This is a genomic window from Nocardia sp. NPDC050175 (assembly GCF_044459885.1).
Lineage (GTDB): Bacteria > Actinomycetota > Actinomycetes > Mycobacteriales > Mycobacteriaceae > Nocardia.
This window is the reverse complement of the sequence record NZ_JBITJI010000007.1, coordinates 322,025-336,495: the sequence shown is the minus strand read 5'-3', so window position 1 is coordinate 336,495 and position 14,471 is coordinate 322,025. Positions and strand designations below refer to the sequence as shown.

Sequence of the window (14,471 nt, the reverse complement as noted above, 5' to 3'; positions counted from 1 at the left end):
GCAGTTTCAGGATCGCAAGGTTCTGTCCCGGTGGCTAGTGCCTAGTCACAGGCGACGAGTGACGCTGTTGTCCAGATCGCGGGCGAGCAGCGCGATGGCGGCCTGCGAAATACCGGCCGAGGTGGCCAGGTCGATGCTGGTGAGCTGCGCGATCCTGCGCAGCCGGTAGTCGACGGTGTTAGGGTGCACATACAGCTGACGTGCGGTGAGCTGGCGGTTCATATCGTTGCCGAGGTACGCGCGCATGGTTTCGAAGAGCTCGGCGTGCGCTTCGAGCGGGTCGAGGATGGTGGCGATCCGCCGGGTCGCCGGGCCGCCGCGGGTCAGTTGATATTCCACCGCCAGGTCGGCCATCTGATAGAGGCCAGGGGGCTTGGCACCCACGCGGACCAGATTGAGCAATTCGTGTGCCTGGTCGGCGGATTCGGGGACCTCGTCGGTCGGGCTCGGGACAACCGTCGCGGTGAGCGGCACCTCGGCGGCCTCGGCCAGCAGGGTCAGCGTCTCGGCGGTCATGGTGGCCGCACCGCTGTCGCCCGTCGGGATGAGCATCGTGCCGCCCTTGGTACTGAGCAGTGCGAGCGCGCGCGAGGCGAACACGGTGGCGAGCGCGGATTGCAGCCTGCGTAGCTTGCGGCGGGCCGCGACGTGCGCGTCGACCCGGGAATCGCGTTCGTCCGGATGTTCCGAAAGCGACAGCGCCACCACCTGATACGCGTCGGCGATCGGGATGCCCGCCTGTCTGGCCAGCGCCGAACTGCCCCGTCCGCTCAGCAGCGCGGAGGCGAGGGTCTGCGCGGCGGTCTGGTGTTCCTTGGCGACCAGATGCTGTTCATCGACGTAGGCATCGGCCACCGCGGCGGTGACCGCCTCCAGCAGTTCCAGCATGAGATCGGTGGCGACCAGCAGTTCGTCCACGTCGTCGGCCCTGGCGGGCGCGGTGACCAGGCCGAACGCGATGCGAACGCCCTCATGGTAGCCGCGCAGAATTGTGCTGAGCGGCACGCCTTCTCGGGCCCACTGGGCGGCGGCCTCGCGCACCTCGCCGAATTGTTCGTCACCCGGAACGGTGCGCCGGTCGAACATGTCGGCGACCAGACCCAGGCAGCTGCGGGTGAGTTTGGTGACGTCACCGCGTATTTGTTCGCCGGGAAGCGAGCGGCACGGTGCCATGCAGGTGGCGAAATATCCCACCATCCGCGACGCCACCCGGTCGGTGTTCTGCAGGGGCGCCGAAGCCGGCTGGCCACCGATTTCGAGCGCCGTGTCGGACGAATCGGCGGGAAGATGCAGCGCGGAGAAGGTCATTCGGGTCGCTCCATTGCCACGTCGGGCGTAATAGAACTGTGCCCGAATCGTTCGGCTCACTATACGAAAGGGTCCTTCGCCGGGGAACTTATCGGCGAGATCCATTGGGAGCCTACGGCATTATGAGGTGGCCCGATCGTGACATCCCACTGTCTCGGGACATCGCCGCGCGACCGCGTTATGCTGCATGGAATGTTCGGTCGGTTCGAACAATGTTCGGTTCGCACTCGAACATCGATTGTGTGCCAAGGGATTCGAGCGACTACTCGTCGTCGAGACCGGCGGAGAGGTAGGCGGCCGCGGCCAGCCATTGCCGACACTGCGGGCCGTGCACCTCGTGGGCGGACAGGATGTCGCGCGCCAGCCGGTAGGTGAGGCCGGGTGGTTCGACACCGCAGTCGGAAACCTGGACCGGAGCGGGACATTGCCGCAAAGTCTCGACGCCGGTGCCGATGACGGCAACCCGGCGGGGAGTCCGGAATGGCTGGCTCATTCGACCGCCCCTCGCGTGTGGCGTGTGGGGAAGTTGCTGTGTAGGCGCCGCCGGCTCGAATCTCCCTGCGTACCTCCCCGATATGGGTCCGAGTCTATGCCGCCGTCGCTTACAGATGCAAGTACATCTGCACTAACGGCCCCGGTGAATTCGGGCCGAAATCCTGCCGAACGGCGGTCATTCGCGGCCGCCGTCGTCCTTCCCGATCGGGCTACGGCTTGCGAGCTACCGCGCAGTAGGCGGAGATCGGCCTGGTCAGGGCTTTTTCCATGGTGTCGGTTCGCCACTGGGTGATCGAAACGAAGCCTGGCTCAACGAGTTCCAGCCCGTCGAAGAGGTCGCGGATTTGTTCCTTCGGCCGCGGCAGATACGGCGCGCCGCCGGTTCCGGTGTAGTTGTCGCAGAGCTTCACGTAGTCGGCGCTGTCGTCGGTGCCATCCCACACGACGAGGTAGCTGCCGGATGGCACGGCGGCCAGGACGGTCCGCACGATGCGCGACACATCCGCATAGGACGTGGCGTGGCCGAGTACCCCCATGAACATGACGCCGACCGGCCGGTCGAAGTCCAGCACGTGCTGCGCTTCGGCGACGATGCGCTCGGGATCGTTGCAGTCGGCCTCTATATAGGTGGTCACGCCCGCCCTGGTGGTGGCGCTGGATTGGACCAGCACCATCGGATCGTTGTCTATGTAAACGACTTTCGACTCGGCGGCGATCCCCTGGGCGACCTCGTGGGTGTTCTGCACGGTCGGCAGGCCGGTGCCGATGTCGAGGAACTGCCGCAGTCCCGCGTCGCCGGCCAGGTAGCGGACCGCGCGGATCAGGAACTGCCGCGATTGCACGGCCATGGTGACGATCTCGGGGTCGATCTCGATGCCCGCGTCGCCGGCGATCCGGTCGATTTCGTAGTAGTCGTTGCCACCCATCCAGTAGTTCCAGACGCGCGCCGAGTGGGGGATGTCGGTGCGGATCACTGGGCTGTTGTCCTCGTCTGGCATGGGGTTCGACTCCTCGGGAACGCCGGTGCGGGCGCGTGTCGTCGGCGCGCACCGGGTGCTGTCGCGAATGCCTGATACATCCGATCTGCTTTGCGACAGTACAAGATTCACCTTTCCTGAACAGTCGCCCGCACCGTCCTGACCAGTCGGTTCGTTGTGCGAAACATCAGTGCCTCAGACCCCGGACCGGATGGTCCGAATTAGTAGAGGCGTAGTGGCGAACTTCGTGCTATCGTCCAAACTGTTGGTGCAAATGCAAGAACGTTTGAGCGTGCAGATGCACGAACTGTTTGATCCAACACTGGCGTAACCGAGGAGTGGGGAAAATGTCGGATACATCCATCAACAAGATCACTGGCTCATGGCGCAAGAGCACGTACAGCAACCCGAGCGGCAACTGCGTCGAGGTCGCCGAGGCGACCAACGGCCAGGTAGCCATGCGGAACTCCCGGGATCCCGAAGGCGGGGTGCTCTTCTACACCCGTCCCGAAATCGATGCGTTCGTTCGCGGCGCGAAGGCGGGGGAGTTCGACTATCTGACGAGTTGAGCGGTAACATAAGCGATCGGTGCGGTGTGTTTCGCGACAGGTGGTTGTGACACACTGTGGGCAACCCCCGAGTATCGGAGACGAACTCAATGATCGCTGAACCCGACGACGATGGTCAGGTGCATCCCGTTGTCGCGGAACGTGGTCCGACAGTGCTACGCATCGCACTGGGCGGCCAGTTGCGCAGGCTGCGAGAAGCCAAAGGAATCACCCGAGAAGCGGCGGGCGACGCCATCCGTGGTTCGCACGCCAAGATCAGTCGTCTCGAGTTGGGCCGCACCGGTTTCAAGGATCGCGATATCCGGGACCTGCTGTCGCTATATGGCGTCAACGACGTCGAAGAGCGCGAGCGGTTCCTCGATCTGGCCAGGCAGGCGAACGAGCCGGGCTGGTGGCATCGCTACAGCGATCTGCTGCCGCAATGGTTCGGCACCTACCTCGGTCTCGAACAGGCAGCGAGCAAGATCCGCACCTACGAGGCGCATCTTGTTCCCGGACTACTGCAAACCCCCGAATACGCCAGGGCGGTAGTGGCGCTCGGGTACGAGGATGCCGACACCGATCGGCGGGTCCAGGTACGTCAACGCAGACAAGAGATTCTGCATCGCTCGGATCCGCCGATCGTGTGGGCGGTTATCGACGAGGCCGCATTGCATCGGCCAGTAGGCGGGCCTCGGGTGCACCGCGAGCAGATGGAGCACCTGATCCAGCTCGCCGACCTGCCGACGGTCACCGTTCAGGTGTTGCCGTACTCGTCGGGTGAACACGCCGCCGCGGGTAGCTCATTCAGCATTTTGCGCTTCGCTGAGTCCGAGCTGCCGGACATCGTGTATCTCGAACACCTGACCAGTGCGCTGTATCTGGACCGGCGTCAAGACCTCGCGCTGTACCTGTCGGTCATGGACCGGCTCAGCGTGCAGGCCGAGCGGCCGGAGAAGTCGGTGGAGATCCTCCGGAAGTACGCCGAGGGATACGGTAGCTGATCACCCGCGAGGGGATCATTTGTGAAGCGCGTCAGCACGGATAAACCAGAACGCCATGTGTCACGAAGTCGGCCGTGGTGGTCTGGTTCGAGTGCTGTTCGGTGCTGGTCGGCCCGAGGCGGCCTGGCCGCTGTGCGCGATTCTGTGCCGCATAGCTATTCGCTGGGAACACTGGGTGATTCGGTGCCCGTTGCGCGGCCCTCTGCGCGATCAGCCGTCAGGAATGGGCTGTTGCGTGCCACGTCTCCGCCGCTCGACGGCGTGCTGAGTGCCTGTAGTGCAGGGCAATTCAGCGGGGGAGTCCGACACGATTACGTGCCTGGTGATTCCATGCTGGGGCCGGCCGATTCGCCGCAGGGCAATTCACTGTGGGCGCGGGGCAATTCGGCGCAGACGCAGGGTAATTCAACGCGGGCGCGGTCCGATTCAACGCGGGCGCGGTGCGATTCGGCGTGGACGCCGTGCGATTCAACGTGGGCGTGGTGCGATGCACTGCGAGCGTCTCGAAATTCGGCACGAGCGTCTCGGAAATTGGCACGAGTGCCGCACAATGTGAAACGCAAGCAATGCAATTCGATACGGGCGCCCGGTAATTCGTTTTGGGTGCTGGTTGATTCATCGCGGGCGCATCAGCGGGCGGCGCGTGCGCCGTCTACTGGCTCGATCCGACTCCGCGCCCAATTGCCTTGTGCCGCAAACCCTGCGCCTGAGGGTAGATCATCGCCGGTGGAGCAGGTTGGCTCAGCGCTTGCGGTACAAGGCAATTCGGCGTCCGCCGGACATCGGGATGCCCGGAAGTCTTACAGCCTGATGAAGCTGGAGGCTATCCGCCAGAACGTCGACGGCTGCATGGTGTGGAAGTCCCAGTCGTCGACCACATCGTGCGCCGTGGTGACGATCCGATCGATATCGAAATCGTGCCGCGTGGCCGCACCTTTGGACTCGACGGCATCGATGACGAACGCGACGGCGGTTTCCCGCGAGTACGCGGTGGTCCTTTGGCCACTTCGGGCCGTTGGTGTGCTCATTTTTCTACCGTTCGCTGGCTGGTCGACCAGTGCGGCGGCGGCTATTCCGAGCCGAGCGCCGGAAAGTGGTTGGTTCATTCGAACGCCCCTGACGTTTGGCGGCGGCGGACCCACGGCGACTGCGGCCTTCGGCTCGACCATCCGGCCTCCCCTGGTTGTCCCCTGTAAAGCGTTGCGCGACTGAGTTTAGGTCGCTGCACCTTTCAGATGCAAGTACATCTGCACGATCGATTTGCAAGCGCACGTGCGGGATTCGGCGTCTGATTGTTTGCTGACACGGTGTACCAATAAGACGATCAGTTGGCAAAAAGGACGTCTGTGCTGTAGTGGATCTGGGTTCCGGGTTCCACGTACTTGTCGGCGGCGGCCCGCATCGCCAGAAAATGTTCGGTGAAGCGGTGCGCCTCGGCCGCCTCGTCATCGGTATATAGCTGGTAGAGGAAGAATCGATGCGGGTCGAGGCGGTCGGCGCAGACATCGAAGCGTAGACAACCCGGCTCGTCTCGCAACGACGACACGGCGCTGCGCGAGATGGCGTCGAGGAAGTCGGCGCGCGATCCCTCCCGGATCTTCATGGATACGATGCGGCTGAACAAGGTTGCTCACTCCTAACGAGAAGGTGAACGTCAATCGGCAACGGGGGCAGCGCCATCCGAAATAGTGCGGTCGGCGAGCGCCGCCACCGCCTGGTTGATCGCCGTGTCGCCGGTGACGAGTTCGAGTGTCGCGCCCGTGGTGTGGGTCGCGGGGAGTAGTTCGGCGAGCACGGCGGCAACGTCGGCGCGCGAGATGTCGCCACGCGCAACGGGCGGCGCGGCCAGCGTGACCAGGCCGGTACCCGCGGTATCGACCAGACGGCCGGGCCGCAGGATGGTCCAATCCAGTGCGCGCTTGCGCAGGTCGTCTTCGGCCTGCGTCTTGGCATCGATGTAGGCGGCCCAGATGTCGTCGCTCCCGGGTGTGGGAGGTTGACCGGCGCCCATCGTGGAGATCTGCACGAAACGCCGTACTCCCGCCCGTTCGGCGGTGTCGGCCAGCCGGACGGAGCCGTCTCGGTCGACAGTGTACTTGCGTTCGGCAGTACTGCCCGGTCCCGCGCCCGCCGCGAAAACGACTGCGTCCGAACCTCGCACGGTGGCGAGCAGGTCCGCCGCGTCGGCGTGCTCGAGATCCAGCACGGCGGGTTCGGCGCCGACGGCGGTCACGTCGGCGGCGTGCGCCGGATTGCGGATGAGCGACACCACCTGGTCGCCGCGGCGGGTCAGCAGTTCGGCGAGCAGCAGTGCGATCTTTCCGTGTCCGCCTGCGATGACAGTGCGCATGGGTCGGTCCTTCCGATCGGGGGTGGGCCTGGACTCAGCGTTCGGGGCCACCCGGGTTGCAGCGCGCTTCGACGGTGGCCTGATAGCCGACCGCCGGACGCCAGGGTTCCAGATTCCAACTCGGTTTGTCCGGTTCGACCAGCCGCGCCCAGGTCCAATGACAGATGAACTGGTCGCGCATGCCGGGTGTGTCCGCATCCGGTGCTCGGGCGAGCACCTCCTGCCAGGCGCGTTCGTCGGTGCCGGGAAAGGTGGTCTGCCGCCCGGCGGGGGTGGGATAGACGAGCAGCCGCGGGCCGTCGATGGCCTCGGTCCAGTCGGCGTGGTCGATGAGCGACAGGCCGGCGAACGGGTCGACGGCGGGTGCCGCGGCGGTCGACGGCGGCGTGGTCGCGGAAATCGTTGTCGTCGCGGGGGATACGGTGGCGGGTCCGCTCGATCCGCACGCCGTCATCGTCGGCAGCATTGCGGCACAGAGCAGTACGGTCGTCCGGGCCTGGCGTGCGACATCGGCCCGCCGCGACAGGCGAGTCGGCCGGTTCGGGTGTCCCACTCCGGCTCCTTTCGCGTCGTGCACGGGCCGCTGGCGACCCGGCCCTGTCCGTCGAGCCTAGCGACCGCCCGGTACCTTTGACAGCTTTCGGGCCCTCAACCAAGCCTAGCCATACCTCTGCGACGGCCACGGAAACGTGCTGCCCGCCCCGCATAGGCCACTGATTGTGGTGGCTTGCCCCGGCATGGCCGGGTGGGGATAGTCGGTCGATGATGTGTACACGGATCATGGCGGGGGCGGCCGGGGTCGTGATCTCGGTGGGTGTCGCGCTCGCGCCACCGGCGGTGGCCGGCACGGGTGAGGCACCGGGGACGGTGACCAATCAGGTGGAACTGACCGGGCGTTTCCGGGTGGAGGGCGCGGCGACTGCGCAGCGGCTGACCTATTGGTCGCGGGGGCCACGCGGGCCGATGCAGAGCACCGGCGCGGTCTACGTGCCGCCGGGTCCGCCGCCGGCGGGTGGCTGGCCGATCGTCGCCTATGCGCACGGCACCACCGGCATCGCCGATCAGTGCGCGTTCACCACCGAACCCCGCGTGTACTACCTGGATTCGCTGTACCCGGAGCTGCTGCGGGCCGGGTACGCGGTGGTGATCTCGGACTACGTCGGGCTCGGCACGCCGGGTACACATCCTTATCTGGACGGACCTTCGGAGGCGCGCAGCGTGATCGACGGTGTCCGGGCGGCACGGGCGGTCGCGCCGGAGCTGGGCACCCGATGGGCGGTGCTCGGCCAGTCGCAGGGCGCGCAAGCGGCGTTGTTCACCGCGCACCTCGGGCCCGCCGACGCACCGGAACTCCAGCTGCGGGGCGCGGCGGCCACGGGTCCGCCGTCGAACCTGGATCTGCTGCTCCCGCTGGGCGGACCGTGGATTCCGCGGCTGCCGCTGGAGAAGACCCCCGCCTACGTCGCCATGCTGCTGGCCGGATTGCGGGCCAGCGCACCGGAACTCGATGTGGACAGCTACCTGACGCCGACGGGCGAGGCGGCGCTGCGGGTAGTAGAGACGGAGTGCATCACCGAGGCCAACGCCCGGCTGGCCGAGGTGCCGATCGGCGAGATGCTGGCCAAGCCGCTGAACGATCCGGCGCTGACGTCGGCTGCCGCCGAGATGATGCGAATACCGACCGCCGGGTACACGATTCCGCTCTTCGTCGGTCAGGGCCTGACCGACCTGGAGGTCCCGCCGCCGTTGACCGCGAAACTGCTTGCCGAGCTGAGCGCGTCGGGTACCGACCTCGAAACTCACCTCTACCCAGGCGATCACCTCGGTGCCGCGCGGGCGGCGTTGCCCGACGCCGTGGCCTTCCTGCGTCGTGTGCTGGATCCGGTGTAGCGGGCTGGAAATGCACGCGCTGCCAACTGGCGTGCGGTGCTGACGCGCAGAATGTGCTGAAACGCGGCGATTTTCGCCGCACGTCCGACGAAATCCGCTCAGTGCCAGAGCGATCGGCAGGGGAGTCGGCGCAATCCCGGACGCAGCATGCCGTCCACCGTGACGGTGAGCCCGGCGTGCACGGCGGCGGAGGTGAATTCCCAAGCCTCCGTGCTGCTTGCCGCGTACTCCAGGATCATCGCGTCGTCGGGAGTCGGGCCGTCGAAGTAGACGGTCACGCGTCGCGTCGGCACCTCGTCGATATCTTCGCGGTAAGCGAGTTTGCGCGCAGTGCCGTCCATGCCACCGTCTCCTTCCGGGCCGGGCGCGGCAACCGCGCCGGTAGTTGTGAAGGTAGAGCCGCGCCATGGATCGCAACATGGTCGGTCTCGTTGGCTGGACATGTCACAGGACGTGGTCGCGGCGGTGGGGCCGTGTCACGAGCGAATGCGGAATATCGTCACAGACTGGTCGCTCCAAACTTGTGAGATCTCAACATGATCGCTTCGCTATCTGCCTTTCCATGCCGAAAGTGTCGAGGATGAGTCACAACGTTGGACCATTCGAGAGGCACCTATCGATGAGTCAGGCCCTACGTTCGATGGGCAGGGGAGCGACCCGCACACGATTGGCTCGCGCGTTCGGCGCGATGGCGGCCGGGCTGGTGCTCGTCGCCACGATGGCCGGACCGGGCCACACCGCCCCCTTGTACCCCGCACCGGACCCAGATCCCTTCTATGCGACACCGGCGGATATCGCGGACAAGAAGCCGGGCGATGTGCTCGCGACCCGGGTGATGCCGCCGCTGATGATCTTCCCGGACACCACGGTCACCGTGATCCGCTTCCGCTCCACCAGCTCCGAGGACCAGCCGATCGCGGCGACCACCACCGTGCTCACCCCGAAGGTGCACGCCAAGGACGGCCCGCTGCTGTCCTTCCAGCACATCATCAACGGCCTCGGTGCCGAATGTTCGGTCTCCAAGGTCCTCTATACCGGTGACCCGAACCTGATCGTCCGGGAGGCACCGGGCTGGAATGTGCTGTTGCAGCGCGGCTGGACCGTCGCACTGCCCGATCATCTCGGACCGAACTTCGCCTACGGCGCCGCGAAGCTCGGCGGCCAGATCACCCTCGACGGCATCCGTGCGGTCAAGCAGGTGGCCGAGCTGCAGGTGCAGCAGAGCAAGGTGGCGATGGTCGGCTACTCCGGCGGCGGCATGGCCACCGCGTGGGCCGCCGCGCTGCAACCGAAGTACGCGCCCGAGCTGGATATCGCGGGCGCTGCGATGGGCGGCGTGCCGATGAACCTGGTGAAGATGCTGGAGTCGCTCGGCCTCGGCTCGCACCCGGTGTTCGGGCTGGCGCTCGCCGCGGGTCTCGGCCTGGAACGCGAATATCCCGACCGGTTCCCGATCAGCGATCAGCTGAACGATCGTGGTCTCGCGGCTCGGGCACAGATGGCCAACAGCTGCACCAACGACATCCTCTCGGCCGGCGCGGGGCACGGCGCACTGGACTTCGCGAAGACGACGTCGATGATCAACGACAGCACCGCCCGCGGCGTGGTGGAGGAGAACAGCCTCGAGCTCTACGACGGCGTCCCGAAAATGCCGGTCTTCGAATGGCATTCGCCGATCGACGGGTTGATCCCGGTGGACGCCGTGGTGAACACCGACAAGCGCTGGTGCACCGCCGGCGCGAAGGTGCAGACCGAACAGATCCCGGTGCCCGATCACCTCACCGCAGCGGTGCTCGGCATTCCGGACGCGTTGAACTGGCTCGACGCCCGATTCCGAGGAGACCCGGCACCAAGCAACTGCTGAATACCTGACGACGACCGAGCCGAGCCGTTTCGCGAGAAGCGGCATTCGGCTCGGTTGTTGCGGTTCGGCCACGTGTCACACACAACTCGGTCGTTTCAGCGCGGAGTTGCGCGCTGCGCGGGTTAGCCTGACTGTCTGGTACAACAGGGGGTATTTTCGGGGGCGAAAGCCGCATCTTCCTGGGTGCCGGGTGAACCTGACGTCCGCACCCAAAGGCGTGTGCCATGAGATGCTTGCCTGCCATTGCTGTGGCATTGCTGATCGTCTGCCCGATGGTGACGGGGCAGGCGGTCGCCGAGCCGCTGCCCGCGCCACCTGCGCTGCCGGAACTGCCCGCGCTGCCGCAATTTCCGGGTCTTTTCCCGCCGCCGCCGGACGGCGGGTCGCTGCTGCCCAGTGTGCAGAAGCTGATCGATCAGGTGATTCCACCGCCGCCGATCGCGCCTGCTCAGACGGAGCCGTCGCCGGTGTGGGAGGCGACGAGCACGCCGCCGCCGCTGGTCGCGCTGCGCGATGCCGCGCTGCCCGGAAACATCGGTGATCCGATCTTCGATGCCTGGCCCGCGAACCTGGCGGACTACGCCGAGGGTGAGGTCATAGAGTCACGTGACATTACGGCGACCACCGCGCCACTCATGCTGCTGCCGATCCAACGCGCGCAGCTGCTGAAATATCGGACCACCGACGCGCACGGCGCACCGTCGTATGCCACTGCGACACTGGTGGTTCCGGCGGCGGCCTGGCCAGGTCCGGGGGAGCGGCCGGTCGTCGTCAACAATCTGCCGATCGACGCGCTCGGCCGCACCTGCACCCCCAGCTACACGCTGTCGCACGGCTTCAACGCGGACACCAGCGTCACCGACTTCATCCCACCCACCACTTATGTCGCGGCGTTGCGCGGCTACGCGGTGCTCATTCCCGATCACGAGGGCCCGTGGATGGCCTATGCGGAGCCGTATGTCGCGGGCCATGCGGTGCTGGACTCGATCCGCGCGGTGCGCGGCCTGCTGCCGGACGAGTTCGGCGCCAGCAAATTCGGCATGGCCGGTTATTCGGGTGGCGCCATCGCCACGCACGGTGCGGTGAAACTGATCGACAGTTACGCACCGGAATTGGCGGGTGTGATCGTCGGCGCGGCGCTGGGCGGCGTGCCCGCGGACTACGAGATCCTGTCGCGCAGCATGAACGGCAACCTGGCCTCGGCGGTGTTCATGGCGGCGGTCTTCGGCATCGGCCGGGAGCGCCCGGAAATCCTGGCCCGGATGAACAACCTGGCGCAGTGGGTGGTGACCTCGCCGGCGAAGGACCTGTGCGGAAGCACCTACGGGCTGATCGGGGTGCTGATGCTGCCGATCGATATCGCCGCGAACATCCCCGACCCGCTGCACTCGGCGGTCGCGGACGAGATATTCCGGGTAACCAAAATGGCGGACATGAAATCGGGTACGCCGCTCTATATCTACAACGGTGAGCAGGAATTCTGGATCCCGGCCGAAGGCGCGCACAATCTTTACCTCGAACAATGCAGGCTCGGGGTGCCCGCGGTCTATCGCAGTGTGCTCGGCGAGCACCTGATCGCGGGCGGGCTCGGCTATCCGGAGGCAATGCTGTGGCTGGATCAACGGCTGCAGGGTGTGCCAGCACCCAATGAGTGCTGACGAATAGCCACCGGCTGGTATGTCGTCAAGGCTGCTGGATAGTCGGTGTTAGCGTTTGCCGCGTTTGCCGCGATCTAAATCGGACGAACCCTTCCCCTCGATGTCGGTTGGGCCAAGTCCGGACCTGCCGCCCCGGCGATGCGACTCTGCCGCGTTTCGGTATTGTGGGCCGGTCCGGGCGAGCTTGACGCCAGGATTCGCGAAAGAGGCAGATGAACGACATCACGACCACCGCGTCCGAACAGGCAATGGCCTTGGTGGGACGGCACTATCGGATGACCGAGCACTACGAGGTAGGGCGCGAGAAGATCCGGGAATTCGCCCGCGCTGTGCACGAGCAGCACCCGGCGCATTGGCACGAGGACGCCGCCGCGGAGCTGGGCTACGACGCCCTGCTCGCGCCGCTGACCTTCACCTCGATCGTGCTGATGTTGATGCAGCGCAACATGTTCGAGTCCGTGCTCAGCGCTTACGACATCGGCCAGGTGCTACAGACCGAACAGTCGATCCAGGTGCATCGCCCGGTGCTGGCCGGCGATCGGCTGCACTGTGTCTCGTATATCGAGTCGTTCCGGCAGTTCGGCGACAAAGACTTCATGGTGACCAAGAACGTGCTCACCAATCAGCACAAGGAACTGCTGCAGGTCGCGACCTCCACCGCGGTCGCGCAGACCGGCGTGGAAATAGCCACCGACCTGCGGACCGCGGTCGAGGGCGTGATCATGAGCGGGCAGTCGGCGGCCGACCGCAACGACGCGGCGGCACAGCGGGCGTCGCTGGGCGCGGACGCGGGCGTGGTCGAGTGCTTCGACGAACCCGCGCAGGCCGACCCGCTCGACCACCGGCGGACCCCGCGCACCGTGCCGAGCTTCGACGAGCTCGCCGTCGGTATGCAACTGCCGGTGCGTTCGATGCCGCTCTCGCGCGGCGATCTGGTGAATTACGCTGGTGTGTCCGGTGATTCGAATCCGATCCACTTCAGCGATGTGGTCGCGCGCAGTGCGGGCCTGCCCGACGTGGTCTCACACGGGCTGCTCACCATGGGTCTCGGCGCGGGCTACCTGACGTCGTGGCTGGGCGATCCCGCCGCCGTCACCAATTATGGCGTGCGGTTCGCCGGTTTCGCGCCGGTCGCGGCGACCAAGGCGAGCGAGATCGAGTTCCGCGGCAAGATCAAGTCGCTCGACCCCGAGCGGCGGATGGCTACCGTCGCGCTCACCGCGACCTGCGACGGCCGGAAGCTGTTCGGCCGCGCGACGGCGGACGTCGCACTGCGCTGAGTTGTCGCGCTGAGGCAGTGCTGCCGCCGAGATTTCGCGTTCTGGGCGGGCACTGTACCGGCGGTCCGAAACCGACACAGGGTCTTTGGTCAGTAGAAACCGACAAGGTTCGCATGGCAAACTTTAGGAATGCGTCCCTCGGAGGCTCGACAGCCGGCTGAATCCCCGCTCCTGCGCGGGGTGAGTCCGGCGGGCGGGCCCACCGTATTGCGGATGATGCTCGGCAGCCGCCTGCGCAAACTTCGCGAGAACTGCGGGATGAGCCGCGAGGACGCGGGCGAGGCGATTCGCGGCTCGCACTCGAAGATCAGCAGGCTCGAGCTCGGCCGCACCGGTTTCCGGGTGCGCGACCTGGTCGATCTGCTCGACCTCTACCGGGTCACCGATCCGACCGAGCGCGAGGAATATCTGGAACTGGCGCGGCAGGGCAACGAGTCGGGCTGGTGGCACCGCGACAACGACTGGCTGCCCAAGTGGTACGACACCTATCTCGGCCTGGAACAGGCGGCCACGCTGGTCCGCGCTTACGAACCGAGGGCGGTGCCGGAGCTGCTGCAGACGCCGGAGTACGCCCGCGCGCTGCTGTCGCTGGCCCATTCGGGCGAGCCGCAGCCCTCGATCGAGCGGCGGGTCGCGCTGCGGATGCGCCGCCAAGCGATCCTCGACCGCCCGAATCCGCCGCAGCTGTGGGTGGTCGTCGAGGAGGCGGCGCTGTCCCGCCCGATCGGCGGCTCCACCGTGTGGAACGAGCAGATCGATCACCTGTTGCGGGTGGTCGACAAGAAGAACGTGATCGTGCAGGTGCTCGCCGACCATGTCGGTGGGCCCGCGCTCGCCGACGGCGCGTTCACCATCCTGCGCTTCGCCGAGGCCGATCTGCCCGACATCGTCTACTTGCAGCAGCTCACCAGCGCGCTGTATCTGGACAAGCAGGCCGACCTGGACGCGTATCGCGCTGTGGCGAACCAGCTTTCGGTGCATGCCGCGCCGCCGGAGTACACCGTCTCGCTGCTGAAGGCGCTGCGTCGGCGTCAACCGCCGATCCTCGATCAGCCGACGAGCATCCGCAGGGCCTGACTCTGCCGGTAGGCCACCAT

15 protein-coding genes are annotated in these 14,471 nt (G+C 66.2%); 7 read left to right on the top strand and 8 right to left on the bottom strand.

The features are described from left to right. Positions 1 to 45: 45 nt before the first annotated feature. The 3 genes from ACIBK2_RS25555 to ACIBK2_RS25545 form a co-directional block, all read right to left on the bottom strand. Complete coding sequence (locus tag ACIBK2_RS25555; protein WP_396970482.1) at positions 46 to 1,308, bottom strand: PucR family transcriptional regulator; 1,263 nt, start codon at positions 1,306 to 1,308, stop codon at positions 46 to 48. 262 nt (positions 1,309 to 1,570) lie between these two features. After that, a complete protein-coding gene (locus ACIBK2_RS25550; protein ID WP_357388460.1) occupies positions 1,571 to 1,801 on the bottom strand; it encodes a hypothetical protein in 231 nt (76 codons plus the stop codon). Between the two features lie 211 nt (positions 1,802 to 2,012). Continuing rightward, the gene (locus ACIBK2_RS25545; RefSeq protein WP_396970479.1) at positions 2,013 to 2,801 is read right to left on the bottom strand and encodes an SAM-dependent methyltransferase; all 789 of its coding nucleotides are present in this window, start codon (positions 2,799 to 2,801) and stop codon (positions 2,013 to 2,015) included. A gap of 326 nt (positions 2,802 to 3,127) precedes the next feature. On the opposite strand from ACIBK2_RS25545, the gene ACIBK2_RS25540 reads away from it, so the two are divergent. Then, positions 3,128 to 3,349, top strand: a complete 222-nt coding sequence (locus ACIBK2_RS25540; RefSeq protein ID WP_357388464.1) for a DUF397 domain-containing protein — start codon at positions 3,128 to 3,130, stop codon at positions 3,347 to 3,349. Between the two features lie 89 nt (positions 3,350 to 3,438). After that, complete coding sequence (locus ACIBK2_RS25535) at positions 3,439 to 4,332, top strand: helix-turn-helix domain-containing protein (protein ID WP_396970477.1); 894 nt, start codon at positions 3,439 to 3,441, stop codon at positions 4,330 to 4,332. A gap of 800 nt (positions 4,333 to 5,132) precedes the next feature. Here ACIBK2_RS25535 and ACIBK2_RS25530 read toward each other — a convergent pair. From ACIBK2_RS25530 to ACIBK2_RS25515, 4 genes are all read right to left on the bottom strand, one after another. After that, positions 5,133 to 5,360 carry a hypothetical protein gene (locus tag ACIBK2_RS25530; RefSeq protein ID WP_379291615.1) on the bottom strand — a complete coding sequence of 76 codons (228 nt, stop codon included), beginning with the start codon at positions 5,358 to 5,360 and terminating at the stop codon, positions 5,133 to 5,135. A gap of 296 nt (positions 5,361 to 5,656) precedes the next feature. Next, the gene (locus ACIBK2_RS25525; protein WP_357388470.1) at positions 5,657 to 5,935 is read right to left on the bottom strand and encodes a putative quinol monooxygenase; all 279 of its coding nucleotides are present in this window, start codon (positions 5,933 to 5,935) and stop codon (positions 5,657 to 5,659) included. A gap of 51 nt (positions 5,936 to 5,986) precedes the next feature. After that, positions 5,987 to 6,682 (bottom strand): SDR family oxidoreductase, encoded by a 696-nt coding sequence (locus ACIBK2_RS25520; protein WP_396970475.1) that lies wholly within the window; start codon positions 6,680 to 6,682, stop codon positions 5,987 to 5,989. A gap of 34 nt (positions 6,683 to 6,716) precedes the next feature. After that, positions 6,717 to 7,235, bottom strand: coding sequence for a DUF2599 domain-containing protein (locus tag ACIBK2_RS25515; protein WP_396970473.1), 519 nt, complete (start codon positions 7,233 to 7,235; stop codon positions 6,717 to 6,719). A 212-nt stretch (positions 7,236 to 7,447) separates the two neighbouring features. On the opposite strand from ACIBK2_RS25515, the gene ACIBK2_RS25510 reads away from it, so the two are divergent. Next, positions 7,448 to 8,572, top strand: a complete 1,125-nt coding sequence (locus ACIBK2_RS25510; RefSeq protein WP_396970819.1) for a lipase family protein — start codon at positions 7,448 to 7,450, stop codon at positions 8,570 to 8,572. Between the two features lie 98 nt (positions 8,573 to 8,670). On the opposite strand, the gene ACIBK2_RS25505 is transcribed toward ACIBK2_RS25510, so the two are convergent. After that, the gene (locus ACIBK2_RS25505) at positions 8,671 to 8,913 is read right to left on the bottom strand and encodes a hypothetical protein (protein ID WP_357388477.1); all 243 of its coding nucleotides are present in this window, start codon (positions 8,911 to 8,913) and stop codon (positions 8,671 to 8,673) included. Between the two features lie 299 nt (positions 8,914 to 9,212). On the opposite strand from ACIBK2_RS25505, the gene ACIBK2_RS25500 reads away from it, so the two are divergent. The 4 genes from ACIBK2_RS25500 to ACIBK2_RS25485 all read left to right on the top strand — a co-directional run bounded on the left by ACIBK2_RS25500 (position 9,213) and on the right by ACIBK2_RS25485 (position 14,451). After that, positions 9,213 to 10,436, top strand: a complete 1,224-nt coding sequence (locus tag ACIBK2_RS25500; RefSeq protein WP_396970817.1) for a lipase family protein — start codon at positions 9,213 to 9,215, stop codon at positions 10,434 to 10,436. A 224-nt stretch (positions 10,437 to 10,660) separates the two neighbouring features. Then, the gene (locus ACIBK2_RS25495; protein WP_396970471.1) at positions 10,661 to 12,094 is read left to right on the top strand and encodes a lipase family protein; all 1,434 of its coding nucleotides are present in this window, start codon (positions 10,661 to 10,663) and stop codon (positions 12,092 to 12,094) included. A gap of 212 nt (positions 12,095 to 12,306) precedes the next feature. After that, positions 12,307 to 13,374, top strand: coding sequence for a fused (3R)-hydroxyacyl-ACP dehydratase subunits HadA/HadB (locus ACIBK2_RS25490; RefSeq protein ID WP_396970469.1), 1,068 nt, complete (start codon positions 12,307 to 12,309; stop codon positions 13,372 to 13,374). Between the two features lie 213 nt (positions 13,375 to 13,587). Next, a complete protein-coding gene (locus ACIBK2_RS25485; protein WP_396970467.1) occupies positions 13,588 to 14,451 on the top strand; it encodes a helix-turn-helix domain-containing protein in 864 nt (287 codons plus the stop codon). Positions 14,452 to 14,471: the final 20 nt, after the last annotated feature.